At 39.1% G+C, this 14,727-nt stretch carries 17 protein-coding genes and 1 pseudogene; 9 read left to right on the top strand and 9 right to left on the bottom strand.

Features of this window, described 5'->3' with window-relative positions:
- The first annotated feature begins 69 nt into the window (after positions 1–69).
- Both QYC40_RS16895 and QYC40_RS16890 read left to right on the top strand, forming a co-directional pair.
- Positions 70–609 carry a hypothetical protein gene (locus QYC40_RS16895; RefSeq protein WP_301991382.1) on the top strand — a complete coding sequence of 180 codons (540 nt, stop codon included), beginning with the start codon at positions 70–72 and terminating at the stop codon, positions 607–609.
- A 350-nt stretch (positions 610–959) separates the two neighbouring features.
- Complete coding sequence (locus tag QYC40_RS16890) at positions 960–1,142, top strand: hypothetical protein (RefSeq protein WP_301991381.1); 183 nt, start codon at positions 960–962, stop codon at positions 1,140–1,142.
- Between the two features lie 1,236 nt (positions 1,143–2,378).
- Here QYC40_RS16890 and QYC40_RS16885 read toward each other — a convergent pair.
- Both QYC40_RS16885 and QYC40_RS16880 read right to left on the bottom strand, forming a co-directional pair.
- Positions 2,379–3,182 (bottom strand): IS3 family transposase, encoded by an 804-nt coding sequence (locus QYC40_RS16885; RefSeq protein ID WP_301991380.1) that lies wholly within the window; start codon positions 3,180–3,182, stop codon positions 2,379–2,381.
- A 20-nt stretch (positions 3,183–3,202) separates the two neighbouring features.
- Positions 3,203–3,469 (bottom strand): transposase, encoded by a 267-nt coding sequence (locus QYC40_RS16880; protein ID WP_206366949.1) that lies wholly within the window; start codon positions 3,467–3,469, stop codon positions 3,203–3,205.
- Between the two features lie 614 nt (positions 3,470–4,083).
- On the opposite strand from QYC40_RS16880, the pseudogene QYC40_RS16875 reads away from it, so the two are divergent.
- From QYC40_RS16875 to QYC40_RS16850, 6 genes and pseudogenes are all read left to right on the top strand, one after another.
- Positions 4,084–4,284, top strand: a pseudogene (locus tag QYC40_RS16875) (glycoside hydrolase family protein); the annotation flags it as partial.
- Positions 4,285–4,366: 82 nt separating this feature from the next.
- On the top strand, positions 4,367–4,519 hold the full coding sequence (locus tag QYC40_RS16870; RefSeq protein ID WP_301991378.1) for a hypothetical protein: 153 nt from the start codon (positions 4,367–4,369) through the stop codon (positions 4,517–4,519).
- Complete coding sequence (locus QYC40_RS16865; RefSeq protein ID WP_301991376.1) at positions 4,512–4,685, top strand: hypothetical protein; 174 nt, start codon at positions 4,512–4,514, stop codon at positions 4,683–4,685. Before QYC40_RS16870 ends, QYC40_RS16865 begins: the two co-directional genes overlap by 8 nt.
- A gap of 153 nt (positions 4,686–4,838) precedes the next feature.
- Positions 4,839–5,216 carry a hypothetical protein gene (locus tag QYC40_RS16860; RefSeq protein ID WP_301991375.1) on the top strand — a complete coding sequence of 126 codons (378 nt, stop codon included), beginning with the start codon at positions 4,839–4,841 and terminating at the stop codon, positions 5,214–5,216.
- A 1,115-nt stretch (positions 5,217–6,331) separates the two neighbouring features.
- Entirely contained in the window at positions 6,332–6,682 is a 351-nt protein-coding gene (locus QYC40_RS16855; RefSeq protein WP_301991373.1) for a hypothetical protein, read from the top strand.
- Between the two features lie 254 nt (positions 6,683–6,936).
- Positions 6,937–7,173, top strand: a complete 237-nt coding sequence (locus QYC40_RS16850) for a hypothetical protein (RefSeq protein ID WP_301991372.1) — start codon at positions 6,937–6,939, stop codon at positions 7,171–7,173.
- Positions 7,174–7,463: 290 nt separating this feature from the next.
- Here the strand turns inward: QYC40_RS16850 and QYC40_RS16845 are convergent, their stop codons facing one another.
- A complete protein-coding gene (locus tag QYC40_RS16845; protein ID WP_301991370.1) occupies positions 7,464–9,044 on the bottom strand; it encodes a hypothetical protein in 1,581 nt (526 codons plus the stop codon).
- Positions 9,045–9,671: 627 nt separating this feature from the next.
- On the opposite strand from QYC40_RS16845, the gene QYC40_RS16840 reads away from it, so the two are divergent.
- The gene (locus QYC40_RS16840) at positions 9,672–9,860 is read left to right on the top strand and encodes a hypothetical protein (protein WP_301991369.1); all 189 of its coding nucleotides are present in this window, start codon (positions 9,672–9,674) and stop codon (positions 9,858–9,860) included.
- An 8-nt stretch (positions 9,861–9,868) separates the two neighbouring features.
- Here the strand turns inward: QYC40_RS16840 and QYC40_RS16835 are convergent, their stop codons facing one another.
- The 6 genes from QYC40_RS16835 to QYC40_RS16810 all read right to left on the bottom strand — a co-directional run bounded on the left by QYC40_RS16835 (position 9,869) and on the right by QYC40_RS16810 (position 14,707).
- Positions 9,869–10,078 carry a hypothetical protein gene (locus QYC40_RS16835; RefSeq protein WP_301991368.1) on the bottom strand — a complete coding sequence of 70 codons (210 nt, stop codon included), beginning with the start codon at positions 10,076–10,078 and terminating at the stop codon, positions 9,869–9,871.
- Positions 10,079–10,097: 19 nt separating this feature from the next.
- Positions 10,098–10,484: a hypothetical protein gene (locus tag QYC40_RS16830; RefSeq protein WP_301991367.1), complete on the bottom strand. Its 387-nt coding sequence runs from the start codon at positions 10,482–10,484 to the stop codon at positions 10,098–10,100.
- Positions 10,462–10,686 (bottom strand): hypothetical protein, encoded by a 225-nt coding sequence (locus QYC40_RS16825; protein WP_301991366.1) that lies wholly within the window; start codon positions 10,684–10,686, stop codon positions 10,462–10,464. The genes QYC40_RS16830 and QYC40_RS16825 overlap by 23 nt, the downstream gene beginning before the upstream one ends.
- Before the next feature lie 1,161 nt (positions 10,687–11,847).
- The gene (locus QYC40_RS16820) at positions 11,848–12,885 is read right to left on the bottom strand and encodes an ABC transporter permease (RefSeq protein ID WP_301991365.1); all 1,038 of its coding nucleotides are present in this window, start codon (positions 12,883–12,885) and stop codon (positions 11,848–11,850) included.
- Entirely contained in the window at positions 12,851–13,825 is a 975-nt protein-coding gene (locus QYC40_RS16815) for an ABC transporter ATP-binding protein (RefSeq protein ID WP_301991364.1), read from the bottom strand. The genes QYC40_RS16820 and QYC40_RS16815 overlap by 35 nt, the downstream gene beginning before the upstream one ends.
- Before the next feature lie 42 nt (positions 13,826–13,867).
- Positions 13,868–14,707: an NEW3 domain-containing protein gene (locus QYC40_RS16810; RefSeq protein WP_301991362.1), complete on the bottom strand. Its 840-nt coding sequence runs from the start codon at positions 14,705–14,707 to the stop codon at positions 13,868–13,870.
- Between the last annotated feature and the right edge of the window lie 20 nt (positions 14,708–14,727).

Raw genomic sequence — 14,727 nt, 5'->3', positions numbered from 1 at the left:
AAAGCTCCGTTAAATTCAATATATCAATCTTATAACAAGAGCGGGCAGGTAAGACCTGAATATCTCCCAATGGTAGCTACTATCGAAAAGAAGTATAGAAGTCATTCTATCGGGGACTACCTGTATATAGGAACTGTAATTTCATGTGAATACGACATCGTTACAGGATTAAGATTTCGATCATCAGCAAATAACGTTATCAATATTGCATCTAACAAATTGATCAACAAAGGGGATGATGTAGAAGCTACGGCAGTATTTGGGCTGAATGGAGGAAGCTCTGACGAGGCATCACCTATTAACTTCAATGGAGGGCATTTAGGGAGCAATCACGGTTATTTTGGCGTAGTTAACGCTACAGTGACAGGGCACGGCAAGACTGTTTCCGATGTTGGTAGTGTTTGGCGAGATGGTAGCGGTTTGAAATTCTATCTTTTACAGGTACCGGATGCAAATACACTAACTCTTATCTCGCAAAATACCGCTACTGATAATGGATGGCTTTTCGTTTCTCCTTCGCGCAAGTCTTTAATATATGTATCAGGCGCATCGAATACGACAAACTTTGCTGTTGGATCAGCTAGTGCAGTTCAGCTATTCCTTGTATAAAAACCTTATACAGGAAATTAAGGCTGACGACTTGAATGTTGTCAAAAAGTTAGCGACGGCATTTACTATGCTTCGGATAAGATTACTATCAATGAAAGCTACGATATTATTGACGTAACTACGATGGTAGCGTTCATCGTTGAAAATAGACCTGTAGTGGATATACAGCACGACCTTCTTTCGGTCAGGGTGACGCTATTTTAACCGTAAAAAATAGATATGAAAGAGGGGATAAGAATAATATACTTCTTTCGTGGTGTCACATTGCTAGAAAAACTCTTGAACTGTCCCATGATTACGGTACTCAAAACACCTATGTTAGGCCAGCGTGGTCACCAACATACAACAGAATGATTCCGGAATCATTGCGTATTAGCGATGGAACTACCGTGTACGATTTCAGAATACCTTTAAATATCGCAGCAGCCAACTATGCGACTAACATGGACTTGAGATCTGCACACTGGGAGAACGCTGTTGCGCCTGTTAGAAATGTAGATGGACTTTCTAATGGAACTACACTCGACCTGTGATTTAATATAGCTATAGTTCCGACGAATGGCGCATCTAGGGATCGAAATGAAGATGTTGGCAGGGCTTTTTATCTAGCTTCAACACGCAAAACATACCCTATCGTTATGGACGATAAGGCTAAGCGAACTTATCCTGTAGGGGATGGAATTTAAGGGGTGAATTACCGAGGATTTACACAACCATCAGGGATTAGGTCCGTTTATTTTCAATACGAAGTTGGAGAGAAACTATATGTATTTATCGACTACGCATCCGCAGGGGTAGATACACTTAAGTTGGATAGCAAATGGAATGATAGGCCTATTGCGGTATATAACAAATCGAACAACGTTAAGGTAGCAGGGGAAGTAACTACATCAGAGATCGGTATAATTGTTTCCCCCTTCGTCACAATCGAATGGGTTTGTAGAGTTAATTATTGGCTAAATCAATCAGCCCCTATCTCGGTAGGGGTTTAATAAAAATGCCCGACGTCTTCCCCACGTCAGGCTTACACTTAGCATTAACGTTGCCTTATGTTAAGCAATGTCAATATATAAATATAAGAAAATATTTATATAATTAAGCCTGACGATCTGCGAGACGTCAGGGCTGTAAAACATACCAATTAACATCGTTTATGTAAATCGGTAAAACAAAGGTATAAAATTTTAAAACAAAAAACCTAGCGCAAACGACAGCGCTAGGCTAATAAAACCAAAACATTTGCCCTATTAACAAAATTTTAATATATAAATGTAGTGAAATAAATTAAGGAAAAAAGCTAAACCGATGGAAATTTAGAAGGAATCTTTAATACGGCTTTACTGAAGGTTAAAAAAAGGGAGCTTGTTTGTAGCCACGCACAAGCCCCACGCTTTGCAATATTTACACTAACCCTATGAAACTAGTGTGAGCGTAAATGTAGAAAAATATTTCTAATCAAAAAAGCCTAGCATGAATGTAACGCTAGGCTAATAAATAAACATATGAATATAAATCCTATTTCAAATATACTGAAAAAAATGGTTCGCCAAAAAAGAAAGCCTAACAGCTGCTTATTGTTAGGCTCTCTAATATAAAATATACTTCCAATAATGGAAACGGATATTTAAAGTTAGTGAAAATTCTAAGGCTTTAAAATAAATATTTAGAACGTGCAGCTGTAACCCTCCCTATTTTCGGACTGGCATCCAGGCGAGTTTTCAAATTTAAATATAGTTGTTATCAATAGGTCAATCTTTTTTAAAGTTGACCTATTGATAACATGCCGCCGGCAGGGCATCGTATTCCATTGGGGTTTTCCCTCCCAATGACTCGTGTGGTCTTTTGTAGTTGTAATCTTGTATCCATTCTTCTGCAAGTATCTGTACTTGTAGAGTGTCTTCAAAGAGGTAGGCATCGAGGATACTTTCCCGAAATGTGCGGTTGAAACGTTCAATGTAAGCGTTTTGCATAGGCCTGCCTGGTTGGATATACTGTATCTCTATTTCTTTGCCAGCACACCAATCTCGAAATTCCCTGCTGATAAATTCTGGACCATTATCCGTACGGAAACATGAAGGTTTTCCCTGCTCTTTTATGATGCGCTCCAATAGATAGGTTACTTTGCTTGCTGGCATACTATGTGCAACCTCAATAGCTATTGCCCGCCTGTTAAAGTCATCAATGATGTTCAGTGTCCTGAACTTGCGCTTATTGGTCAGTACATCGCTCATGAAGTCCAAAGACCATGTTCTAAGCGGCTTTTCTGGAATCGACAATGGTTGCTTTACCCGGGCCGGAAGTCGTCTTCTGGTCTTTCTGCGACGGTTCATCCCCAAGAGTTGATACACCCTGCGTATTCGTTTGTAATTCCACTTCAGTCCTTCGTGTCGGATCCGTGAATAGTAAAGGTCCTGTCCTTCGGTTGGATACCGATCGGCCAGCTCTCGGAGCTTCGCTATCGTTTCGCTGTCATCCTTCTTGTTCCTGTAATAATACATTGACTTGGGAAGATTGACAATCTTGCAGGCCCTGCTGATGCTGATCCGGTGCGTCGAAATCACATAAGCAGCCATATCCTTGCGCTGGCAGGGCCTCAGAACTTTTTTGATAGTACGTCCTTGAGGATCTTATGATCTAGGGCAAGGTCCGCATACATCTGTTTGAGACGGCGGTTCTCTTCCTCAAGTTCCTTCATACGTCGCAGCTCTTGGCTGTCCATCCCGGAATACTTCTTCTTCCAGTTGTAAAATGTGGCTTGGTGGACACCCAACTCCCGGCAGATATCAGAAGTGGATTTACCTGATTCATGTTGCTTGATCGCCGAAACGATCTGGCTCTCGCTGATTCTTGTCTTTTTCATTGTACTGTTCTAAGTTACGAATTTTCGCATTTCAAACAGTCCGACTTTTCGGGAGGGTTACACAGCGATTAGTATTTGACAAACACCGGGCCAATTTTAAAAAGATTCGCTTTTGAAGAGAGGGTCAAAAAGGTAGAGCCCGACGAATTGTGAAACGTCAGGCTCAATGGAAACATTGCTCTTCGAAAACAATGTCTATATAAATGTACTGGAAAATCTTTTAAAAAAATAAGCCCAGCGGTTTCTGGCTCCGCTAGGCTCACTAATTAACTTATCATTGAAATGTTATTTCAAAGATAATAAAAAAAAGCCTAGCGGCCACTATTCCGCTAGGTTAAAATAAGCCCAATGAGCTGGGAGGCTCTTGGACTCTTCACACTAAACTAATGATAAAGGTACAATATAAGTAAAAGTTGAAATATCATAAAGGAGAAAGAGAAATGAAAACGGGGGAAAAGGGATTAGCGCTCATTAAGAGCTTTGAGGGGTTCTACGGTAAACCATACAAAGACCCGATTGATATCTCGACGATCGGATACGGGTTTACGTATTGCCTGCCTAACAGGCGAAAGGTAACGATGCAGGACCGATCGTAGGCAGAACATCAGGCTGCTTGTATGCTGAAGGAGATTTTGAAAGGTTATGAGGGGGATTTATTGCGGTTGGTTAAGTTCAAGCTGACACAAAACCAATTTGATGCTCTAGTAAGTTTCATATTTAATTTGGGCGGGGCAAATCTCAGCAAATCGAGGCTATTGAAGAAGTTCAACATCAACCCAAGCGATCCGAACACACGTGAAGAATTTGCGAAGTAGAACAAGGCAGGGGGAAAAGGTTTCGCTGGATTGCGAAGAAGAACAAAAGCGGAAGCAGATTTATATTTCAGTAAGTAAGAGAATGAGCGAGGTTAAGCAAGATATGATCGACAGAAAGGTCGACGGGGTTGTAAAGATATTTGGACTAACGTATAAGGATGTCGTAGCTCTGGTTGCAACATTATCCATATTGCTCAATATCTACTTGATGTATAAGATCCATAACCATGAATGAGGACCTAGTTGCGAAGATCGTAGAAGAAGTACGCAGGCAAGTTCCTAGGGTAGTTGAGGAAAGCGTTCCTGCGGTCGTAGAAAATAAGCAGGAAGGAGTCCGCGAAGGAGTGGACAAAGCATTAAACAGAGTCGATACCATCGTTCAAAAGATTCGAGGTAAGTAATGAGAAAGACATTAATATTACTGATGTTGATATGGTGGGGTATCATTACCTCATCTAGGCAAAGCAAGCCGATAGAGCAACGTAAGCAACCAACACTTATAAAGTCATTAGACAGTTTAAATAATTCATTAGACAGGCTAAAAATAGCGATAGATGAAAGGGGTTAAATTATTAGCAATCGCTGCCAGGGTGATGGCCGCTGCATCATGTGGTACGCTTCGCAACAAACAAAAGAAATCGTCCTCTTTGAAGATTGTTGAGGGGGCAAAGGTTGAGCAGACTTTAACCGAATCCACCGGCGCGAAAACCGAGATCACGGAAAAGGAAGTCGACAAAGGAACTGTCGTAACGGAAAGGGAAACGACTACCACGACAATTCGAGAGGGTAGTAGGATCCGGGTTACCGCCCAAAAGGAGGATTTAAAACCTGGGGAAAACTTCCTTAGAGATTCTGCAGGTCAGCAAGTAAAAGCTATTCTCGATACACTTAATAAAACGCTGACAATCGAAATAGAAACTAAACCGGATTGAGTGGAAAAGGTAGAAAAGGAAAAGATCACCGAACGAAAGGATGCTACAAAGGAACGACAGGAGGAAAACCAGGATTCGACCGATAAGCAAGTTGCGCCTGTTGAGGAACAGCACCGAAGTCAGGCCCCGTCATCTAACAGCAGCGAAAGCAAACCCAATGTGTAGGCAGTATTCTTCTGCAAGATTGACTGGGGTATTGCTTTCCTTATAGTGGTTGTTGGTGTTTTATGGTGGTTTTTTAAGGGGGCGAGAGGCCGGTAAGAAGCGGAAAACAGTTATTTCGCGAGTAATACGAAAATCCTATTTAAACCTTTTGGTGTGTAATTTGTTTAATCCTTACTAAGTTTGCACAAATGGAAGGATATACCCACTTAGCAGAAAGCTACGGTTTTCGTTGTTGGTACAATGACGAAACGGGTGAAGTTACTTGAACTACTTGGTTTAATCGGAAGATGATTGATTTATTTGTGTGGCTAGATACTACATTTGAAATTAACGACGGATTCTACATTAAAGTAATAGAGAAGCTATAAAAAAGAAGCCTACTCATTTAAGGTCATAACTTTTGGCTTCTATAAACAGTAACTAAATGTTACGATTTTTTAACGGTAATAGGTAATGGTCTCCCACTTCTACTACGAATAACGCGTCCATCTGGTAATGTAATCGTCATTCTAAAAATAACCATCTCGTCGTCTTTTGGTTGCAAATTGTTTTTTTCGACATTTCGAAATTATTTTTTGTCAGGCCGCCCTTTGGCAGGCTCACTCCCTACTTGTTTCTCCCATAAGGAGGGGATTACTCGAGGGTATGACCTATAAAAAAGCCCCGACCGTCTCTCGAGGTGTCGAGGCAATTTTTTCCACATCTTTTCCCGTTCACTTGATTTGATTTTTTAGGAATCGAAATGTTTTCTTAAAATAATTTGCATTACAAGCATATTACTAAATGTTAATAATCTCAAATATTTTTTGTAAAATAAATTTCACATTAGAAAGGACACGAGCGTTTACAGAGTATTTTGAGCAATAAAATTATACTAAATCGCACAATTTTAGGTGCCTTGTGTATCTGGTTCAAAGCGGGTAACTTTGTGTAAATCAAACGGAAATATTATGATTATAAGCTCAGAGAGGTTTTTAAAAAGATTGGATATTAGTTCAGATGTTGATATTTTGGAGAAATTAAATAATTACGCAGATTATTTCAAGGGGAGGTCAAAGGTAAGAGTAATAACTACTGGTAAAGTGGTATTCGGAGGCAACACACGGCATGATATACTCACTCAATTAAGAATGGATCTTGTAAACTATTTTAGAGGACAGAAAACCACAGATATTTTTGACAGAATAGATAAAATACTCGAAATAAATAGCATAACCGATAAAGTAGAGATTGTCCAAGTAATAATTAATATAGAGCAGGACATTAAGCTAGGTTATACCAATCATCACTATACTGGATAGTACAAACCCCAACAAAGGGGCTTTCTGTTATATGAACTACGTTGCTTAGTGAACTGCATAAAAAAGCCCCACGATTGCGGAGCTATAAGCATTGTATGTTACGAGCATCAATGTTTTGAGGATGGTTGTAATAATAAGTACTACAAACCGATTATATAAAGGTTTGGAAGTTGATAAAATATAATTTGACATTTTTTAAAACTGATTAACGTCCAGCTTGTTGTAAAATAAAATCACAATTAAATTATAAACTTATGGCACTAAACACAGCAAACGAAGACCAAGTAAGCAAGGCTATAGAAAGTCAGACAGCGAAAATACCTTCGGTGGTATTTTTAGGAGCTGCGCTTTTATCTATGGGCGTATCAGCAGCTCTGAAATGTAGCAGATGGAAAGACGATAAAGATGCGCTTTTTATCGGGCAATGGGCAGCACCGTTTTTACTTCTAGGTATTTACAACAAGATTGTAAAGACAGAAGGACATGATTAACGAAAAAGCCCCTTTATTGGGGCTTTCTTTTTAACTATTAAAATAGAATGCTATGATTAAAATTTTAAGGTATTCATAAAAAATGGATGATGCAGATTGCATCATCCAATACACACTATTTATGAATCAACCTTGGGAGGGTTGAATGTTATAAACTATACAATTACAAATCAATAAGGTTCTCACACCTTCAAATTATAGGTATTCAAAATATTGAAATCGATCATAACCCTACATGATTTTATAAATCCAGCATATTGTCACCATTCAATAATTGGGTCAAGCTTTATTTAACTACAGGCAATTTTCTTTTTCCCGCTTCCGTTTCCGATTAATATGGTTCGACCGTCTACCAATTGAGTGACCTTAATCACATTATTCCCTTGAGAAGCTGTATTCCATTTAAAAGTGTTGAAATAGTTGCCATTGAAAAGTTCCAGTTCGTATAAGGGTCCGCCAGATATCTTACTACCATACAACGTTACTTCACCATTTTTTCCAATCACAACTTTGACCAAAGGGTTGGCAACAGTCCCTTTCATATTATATACTTCTGCAATATTATTTCCACCTTCACTATTGATGCCTTCATAAAGTGATTTGTCTTTAAACCGAATATTTTGAGCAGATGACCCACCAACCCTTTGAAATTGAATCTCTTTTGCTGCTAGTCTTACCCCATTAAGCTCCATATTGAATCCATTGTCAAGATCTGTTATATCAAAAACGAACCCGTAATCTGCTCCAGGTGCGATTATCGATTTTGAAATTGTCTCTCCATTACGATAAAAAATTCCATCTTTCCAAATACCTTTTATTCCCCAATTTGAAGCTTCTTGATAATTCCAGTTCATACCCTGGACGCTTCCAACATTTTCTGTACACGTCCTAAAATTCAATTTTAATGTGTAACTCACTCCAGGAGTTAATTTAACGTTCGGAATGGAAAAATTTGTTTTTGTTTCATCATCGATTGAAATCGTTCCGAAATTTATTGATCCATTAAGATTGAGTGGAGAAATCACCAATGTAGGGTTACTAATAACGTTTCTAGTTCCAAGCTGATCGGTAGCGAAAATTACTGGGCATCCATTTTGTTTTTGAGTTCCATATTGAAATGTATCGTTAGCAAAGCTATACGTAGCATTATCAAAGGCAGGCCTAATAGACGCGTTTGAAATGTTATTAAAAGTTCCGACGGTGCTTGGATCAGCGGTCAATTGAGTAATAATTCTATTATATCTATGTTTTAATACGATACTTAATAAATTAGTCCCAAATGTTAGCTTCATAGTCTTGCTAAATGTCATCAAATCTTCTGATACATTTGACAACTTTACGGTAGATAACTTTTCTTTCTCTAATATATTGGGAAGAATAGAACTAGAATTCGAAGAGAATGATAAGAATGTATATGTTTTATCACTATCTAATAATAACGGACTTACAGTAGATTCCGATCCGTAATTGTAGTTTCGTTCTGTAACAAAATCTCCGTTTTGGTCATAGACCAAAACCTTATATAATATATTGCCTCCTAAAGGTTTTCTGTTAATAACCGCCTTTGATTCGCCACTTATGTCGTGGACTTTAGAACGCAATTGCTTACTATCTTCTTTAAAAGAATATTCTATTTGTGTGTAATCAGAGAACGGCAAGTTCCCGTTAATATTACTGGAGATAAGGGACGAAGCTTTCTGATCCACTTTCGATGAACTAGATTCGTCATCCACATCTTCCGACGACGATATGCTAATTGCAATCATAGCATTCCCATTTGAATTTTCATTCACTATTTCTTTATTACAAGACAATAAAACAAAGCTTGTCAATAAAAATATGATTATATTAATAGAGTTGAAATTATTCATTTTTCTAAAATTATATTACCAATCAATGTTTTTTACGGGCTCGTCAATTTCATCCCACTCCTCCAATATTTGTTGGTTGGAATTTTGAGGACGAACTATTGCAGATCCAGCACAAATGCCAGATTCAAGTTCAATTATTAATTTGCTGATTGTAGGACGGGTATATTTCTTTTTTATCATGTTCAATAGTACGCTAATGCGTTAATAAATAGTTGTGATTTAGTGCAAAAATACCATCATATTTATTGGTTAAAAAAAATAGTCATATGATTAATATTTATTGTAGATATTTCTTTACGAAAATTTGCCAGAAGGTTTTGTTAATTTTCTATAGTTAAGGATTTATGCGAACTATCAGATGTCGTTTTTTTTAATACCATAAGTTAGAAAGTATTTTAAATTTTGATGTTCCATTTTTCCTTTGGTGGTTAGGCATTGAACCCGAACAATTACAATCCTCATTTGAGCACCGTGATCCTTTTATCTAACGCGCACGATATTTTGACTCCATCACTCTATTTCGACAATGGATCTCTAATGGTTTCATCTTTGTTGATTTACTAAAAATATTAGTAACATTCCGCGTGCCGGCTGCAAACTATTTTTCAATAGCGCGGTTTACTTGATATGAAAAAAGAAGAAATACAACGGCTTATTGACGAAGGGTATCATATCATCCGTAGGGGAGTGCCTGCCGTGGTGAAAGGCGATCTGTGGGAATACCTTAATAATTTAGACGACGATTCGGGAGTACTAGTGCCGTCGGACTTGTTGACTTGGAGTGATGGGGAGCTGGATAGGATTAAGAAAGCCTAACTCGTGGGTTAGGCTTGGTCTGTAATTTCAATTTCGTATTCAAAATACACTCTAACGGTTCCGTCTGATTGTGGATGGGGGTCAATTCCTAAATAACGATAAGTATTAATTCCATCGGTATTCCTAAAAACACCAGCTAGTTCCTCTGCGATTTCATCAAAAGGTTGTTCACTAAATTCGTCTTGCTTAAAATAATGAATAAGAGCCATTCTCGTCATAATTATTTGTTTTAGTGATTTACTCAAATATACTATTTTCCATTAAACAACTCAAGAGTGCTTTCAATAGCTTTCTCGGTGGCTTGTTGGCGGTTGTAGAGTAAAGACTAATCGGTGTGCTTAGACTAAATTTAGACCAAATGTTAGATCCGATCTCCGGATTATTCGATTGGTGTTTCCTAATCAATTCAACCTCTACATTATTTACCTCCTTTATATCCGCTGTAAAGGATTCCCAAAGAATCTGTTTGCGTATAGTGAAGTCCACCATTTGCTCTTGGGTGAAATCAGCAGCAATCAATCGGCTGTTGGCACCTCCGAAGTAATTCAATGTATTGGTGAGGTCTTTACCTATATAAATTTTCCCATTGGGGTAAGTAATTTTATAGACTACTTTCTTTTGCATTGTATTTTTTTAGTTCCGTATGTAGGTCCTTAAAATTATCAATTGGCGTTTTAAAAAACTTGGAATAGTACTTTAACTTATCACTATAGTGCCAATAATCTAAATCATACAGATCATTGCCGAACTCTTCGATTGCCCATTTATGAAAATCTTCTTTTGCTTTCCCAAGAAGTTTTAAAGCGGCTTTGTTTGTTCGATTCATAACCTGTTGAATATAAATCCCAAAATAATTAGTATAGTTGAAATATGAACACGTTTTTCATAATTTGTACTGCATTTGGGTTGCTAGGCGATTAGATTACATTCACGAACTACTTAATTAAGCTAAGGCAGAAAAAGTAGTTTGGTGCAAACTATGAAAACAAAACGACGACAGGTTGGGAAAACTGTCGCCTAATTATTATTCTTCATATCCCTTTTTTTTCGTTCAACCATACATGGGTGTACTGAACAGTGTAATTGCACATAATTGAGCGAATTGAAGTTTTTTTTCTACTGATTATCGCACACTGCATTGAACGGATCTATTCCGCCGTTGGTAGCGGGTTCTTTGTCGAATTAGTACAATGTTTTTAAATCATATTTGATTGTTGATGTAAATTGAAATATTACATTTCAAACTTCCCAAGGGAAATATGGATATGGGGATGAATTCGAATAACAATGGTTTTTGCAATTGTTTTGGAATCTAGGGTTATTGATCAAATTAAGCTAAAGATAGGGAATATGCATGGCGGCTAAAACGCGATTCCTGAACGTTAGGTTCTTAAGTTAAACTTAATAAGAGTGTGCAAATGGAGAAGTTTATTTTCGCTTTTAGTCGATAGACAAAAGACAATTTGCACATGCTCCAAAAGCGAATGGAAGAGTTAAATAGTTTCTCCTCAATCACATTTCAGCATTAGAGGTGTTGAGAAGGTTCATTAAAACTTGTTCACTACTTTAACGGTACGATACCTTAAGCATATTTTCCATGGAGTTCTACTTGAACGCTTGAGATTAATTCGGGCCTGAACGTATAACTACTAGATTTTCAAAGAAAATGCACGATTAACGTTTTGAATTGTTTTTCTTTAAAATTCACATGCACCACTCAAAGAAATTAAACTTGAACGCGTTTATTCTGAAACATGCGCAATACCTAAAAGAGAACTACTCTCAAGAAAAAGCAGAAGACTTCATTCTAGAGACGCTAAAGGAATATCCTACAGATTTAAAAAAACTCATTAAGTTAATTAGGTGATCCTTATGAGTGAATCTGGAGTGAACTGTCGAGAAATCATTGGTTGTATGCGATCAGAAAGGTAGCCAACTTTTGGCTACCTTTCTGATTTCTCTTAGCGACAAATCTTATGCCGCAAGGCTAAACTCGGACCTCTTTGCGCATAAATAAGAAGTAGCATCCTGCGAATAAGACGACTGTGCTCGCCATTAGCCCGCTGAGCTGTGGAAAGATGACCGCTAGCGAATTGCCGATTGTGAGATCCGTGGGCAAGGCGCCGAAACTTTGCTGTAGGCTCATTGGCCCTAGACTTCTGATGGAGGGAGTTAACAGGGCTGCTGTAGCATCATTATAGAGCTGACTCGGAGAGATCCTCGATAAGTTTAATGCGATATCTGCATAATGGAAATACTGCTGCTCGGAAAAATTAGCCGGATTGCCAACTAGAAAGCTCATCAGCAAACTGACCAGCATCGGGTAGAATACCGAAAAAAACAACCAAAATCCAATCCCTGCCATTGCTGAGGTAGATGGTTGGGAAAAAATAATGGAGCATAAGATGGACAGGCTTAACCAAAACCCAACATACACTATACTTACCAACACGAAGAGTAGGATACGAATGAATTCCGCAGGGCTGACCGCAACACCGGTCAGTAGCATCACGGTCCCTAACATCAATAAGGTAATCGAAAGGAATAGCACAGTAATTACGCTTAACGGTCCAAATTTGCTCAGTAGTACATTGTCACGATAGATCGGTTGAGAGAGTAAAGGTATCAAGGTTCCGTTGTTGCGCTCTGCATTGATTGCATCGAAACCTAAAGCAATGCCAAGCAGTGGTGCTAAGAAATTAAGAAATACATAAAAAGGGGGGATCGACTGTTCGCTGGCGGTGAATAGCTTAAGATATAGGTGGAAGTTTTCGTTGCTTGTCGCCTCCCTAAATTTTGCGATCGCTAACAGCGATACATAGGTTGAACCTATAAAAATCAGTGTGATCAGTGCGACTAATATAATAAACTTCCAGCTCCGGATGGCCGTGCGGATTTCTTTGCTCACTAGAGTAAAGATAGGCGCTTTTGTACGTGGATCTGAATCTGAACCGCGCCAGATGTTACGCGTCATAAATAACGTGCCGACATCAAATAGCGGTGCTTTTTGTTCTGCTTTTTTCATTTTCAAAATACTTGCCGTAGATTTCTTGTAATGTCAATTCATTACTTTGTACTTGCATGATAGGTAAGCCTTGACTTGAACACCAGGCTACCAACTGTGGAGTCAAATATTCGGTTGTGGTAATGCTTAGGCTGTTCTGTTCCCAACTTATCTGCGAACATGTAAAACGCGATCTGAGCAAACCATCAAGCGCTTTGGTGTCCACTGTCGCTTCTTTATGCCACTTGATAATGCAGTTATGCCCCAGTTGTAGTGAGAGCTGCTCAGAAAGCTCTTTGATACTTCCAATGGCCTGGAGTTTTCCATGCATAAAAATGCCAACTCGATGACAGATTTTTTGCACTTGATCAAGTTGGTGCGAGGAAATGATTACTGTCATACCATACTGTCGGTTCAATTGCTGCACTAGATTTAGCAACTCTTCAACTCCCCGCGGATCCAAGCCCAATGTAGGTTCGTCCAGAATCAAAATTTGGGGACGCTTGATTAGTGCTTGCGCAATTCCTAAACGTTGTTTCATTCCCCTGGAATATGTGCCAGTTTTATTATTTGCAACATTTGATAGCCCCACTAAATCCAACAGATCGTCCACACGTCTGGCCAAATGTTGGCTAGGAACCTGATTGAGCCTAGCAATGAAAGAAAGGTTGTCCTTTGCGCTCATTTGCTCATAAAATCCTATAGTATCGGCCAGATAACCGATCTCGCGCTTGACATGGATGGCAGAGCGATAAGGAGAACGGCCCATCACATTGATTTGGCCTTGGGTAGGTTCTATCAGTCCTAGGATCATGAACATGGTCGTCGTTTTACCTGCTCCGTTGGGTCCAAGTAGACCAAAAATTTCACCTTTGGTAATCTGCAGATTCAAGTCTTGCACTGCGTGGTGATTGCCGTAACGTTTGCTCACGGATTGGAATTCAATGATCGTCTCTTGCATTTCTGATGTTTAAGGTTTAACAGAGTCCCAGATCAACCATCGTTAGCGGCGACCATACTTTTTAATCAGCAGATAGACTAAGCTCACGGCAATCAGAATGGCCAATATCCCCAACCATCCCGATAAAAGGGAAGCCTTGACAGTTATTCGAATATCCTTATAGTCATTGCCGTGCGTGTTCTTTGCCTCGACAGTCACTATATAGTCGCCGACAATCGTTCTCTCCGGCGTTTTGAGACTCACCGTGACTTCCTGCATGGCTCCAGACACAAGCGTTTCGACTTTGGCAGGATTAATCTGTGCTTCCCAGTTGGAAGGAACTTTAGAACTCAGATCGATGTCTTTAAGATCCAACGATCCTTCATTTTTTAACAGGAGTTTGATGGTTTTCGTGCCTCCGGCGACCACAGTCTCATTAAGGCGCGAATCTGGCGTGCTGAGGGAGACCTTATAATTGCCCTTGATCACTGCCTGGAGTTCCACCGAGAGTGTGTCTGCAGCTGCCCTTGCAATGATCCGAATAGGATAGGTGCCTGCTTTGACGGAATGCGAGGGGTAGATCTCCACGCTAATTGGATAAGGATCCTTATTATTAACTTGGATAGCGCGGACCGCACTTCCTTGCGCCGTAAAATTTGCCTGCCAGCCATCCGGCAGGACTGCGCTCAGTTCATAAGTCGTCGGGTTTTCATACGCCTGTCGGAGCTCCAATTGATAGCGGAACACTTCCGCAGCACTTGCTTCTAAGTTGATTAGATTCGCTGATAAGCTCCCTTTTTGTGCGACGGCAGGCATTACGCCGGTGCAAAAAGCTATGAAAAGGAAAACAGCAACAATAAATTGATTTTTTTGGTTTTTGGTTTTGTAAATAATAGTTTTCATAACAGAATTCAGAACTAAAA

The organism is Sphingobacterium sp. BN32 (assembly GCF_030503615.1).
Taxonomy (GTDB): domain Bacteria; phylum Bacteroidota; class Bacteroidia; order Sphingobacteriales; family Sphingobacteriaceae; genus Sphingobacterium.
Note: the sequence above shows the minus strand (reverse complement) of the source record. Positions and strands in the feature narration are given on the sequence as shown.

What these genes read in the sequence shown, in the direction of transcription:
- QYC40_RS16835 (WP_301991368.1), bottom strand. Translation starts at nt 10,078, where the DNA reads ATGACGAGAATGGCTCTTATTCATTATTTTAAGCAAGACGAATTTAGT.
- QYC40_RS16815 (WP_301991364.1), bottom strand. Translation starts at nt 13,825, where the DNA reads ATGCAAGAGACGATCATTGAATTCCAATCCGTGAGCAAACGTTACGGC.
- QYC40_RS16820 (WP_301991365.1), bottom strand. Translation starts at nt 12,885, where the DNA reads ATGAAAAAAGCAGAACAAAAAGCACCGCTATTTGATGTCGGCACGTTA.
- QYC40_RS16885 (WP_301991380.1), bottom strand. Translation starts at nt 3,182, where the DNA reads ATGGCTGCTTATGTGATTTCGACGCACCGGATCAGCATCAGCAGGGCC.
- QYC40_RS16850 (WP_301991372.1), top strand. Translation starts at nt 6,937, where the DNA reads ATGGCACTAAACACAGCAAACGAAGACCAAGTAAGCAAGGCTATAGAA.
- QYC40_RS16855 (WP_301991373.1), top strand. Translation starts at nt 6,332, where the DNA reads ATGATTATAAGCTCAGAGAGGTTTTTAAAAAGATTGGATATTAGTTCA.
- QYC40_RS16895 (WP_301991382.1), top strand. Translation starts at nt 70, where the DNA reads ATGGTAGCTACTATCGAAAAGAAGTATAGAAGTCATTCTATCGGGGAC.
- QYC40_RS16870 (WP_301991378.1), top strand. Translation starts at nt 4,367, where the DNA reads ATGAGCGAGGTTAAGCAAGATATGATCGACAGAAAGGTCGACGGGGTT.
- QYC40_RS16865 (WP_301991376.1), top strand. Translation starts at nt 4,512, where the DNA reads ATGAATGAGGACCTAGTTGCGAAGATCGTAGAAGAAGTACGCAGGCAA.
- QYC40_RS16860 (WP_301991375.1), top strand. Translation starts at nt 4,839, where the DNA reads ATGAAAGGGGTTAAATTATTAGCAATCGCTGCCAGGGTGATGGCCGCT.
- QYC40_RS16840 (WP_301991369.1), top strand. Translation starts at nt 9,672, where the DNA reads ATGAAAAAAGAAGAAATACAACGGCTTATTGACGAAGGGTATCATATC.
- QYC40_RS16810 (WP_301991362.1), bottom strand. Translation starts at nt 14,707, where the DNA reads ATGAAAACTATTATTTACAAAACCAAAAACCAAAAAAATCAATTTATT.
- QYC40_RS16830 (WP_301991367.1), bottom strand. Translation starts at nt 10,484, where the DNA reads ATGCAAAAGAAAGTAGTCTATAAAATTACTTACCCCAATGGGAAAATT.
- QYC40_RS16825 (WP_301991366.1), bottom strand. Translation starts at nt 10,686, where the DNA reads ATGAATCGAACAAACAAAGCCGCTTTAAAACTTCTTGGGAAAGCAAAA.
- QYC40_RS16845 (WP_301991370.1), bottom strand. Translation starts at nt 9,044, where the DNA reads ATGAATAATTTCAACTCTATTAATATAATCATATTTTTATTGACAAGC.
- QYC40_RS16880 (WP_206366949.1), bottom strand. Translation starts at nt 3,469, where the DNA reads ATGAAAAAGACAAGAATCAGCGAGAGCCAGATCGTTTCGGCGATCAAG.
- QYC40_RS16890 (WP_301991381.1), top strand. Translation starts at nt 960, where the DNA reads ATGATTCCGGAATCATTGCGTATTAGCGATGGAACTACCGTGTACGAT.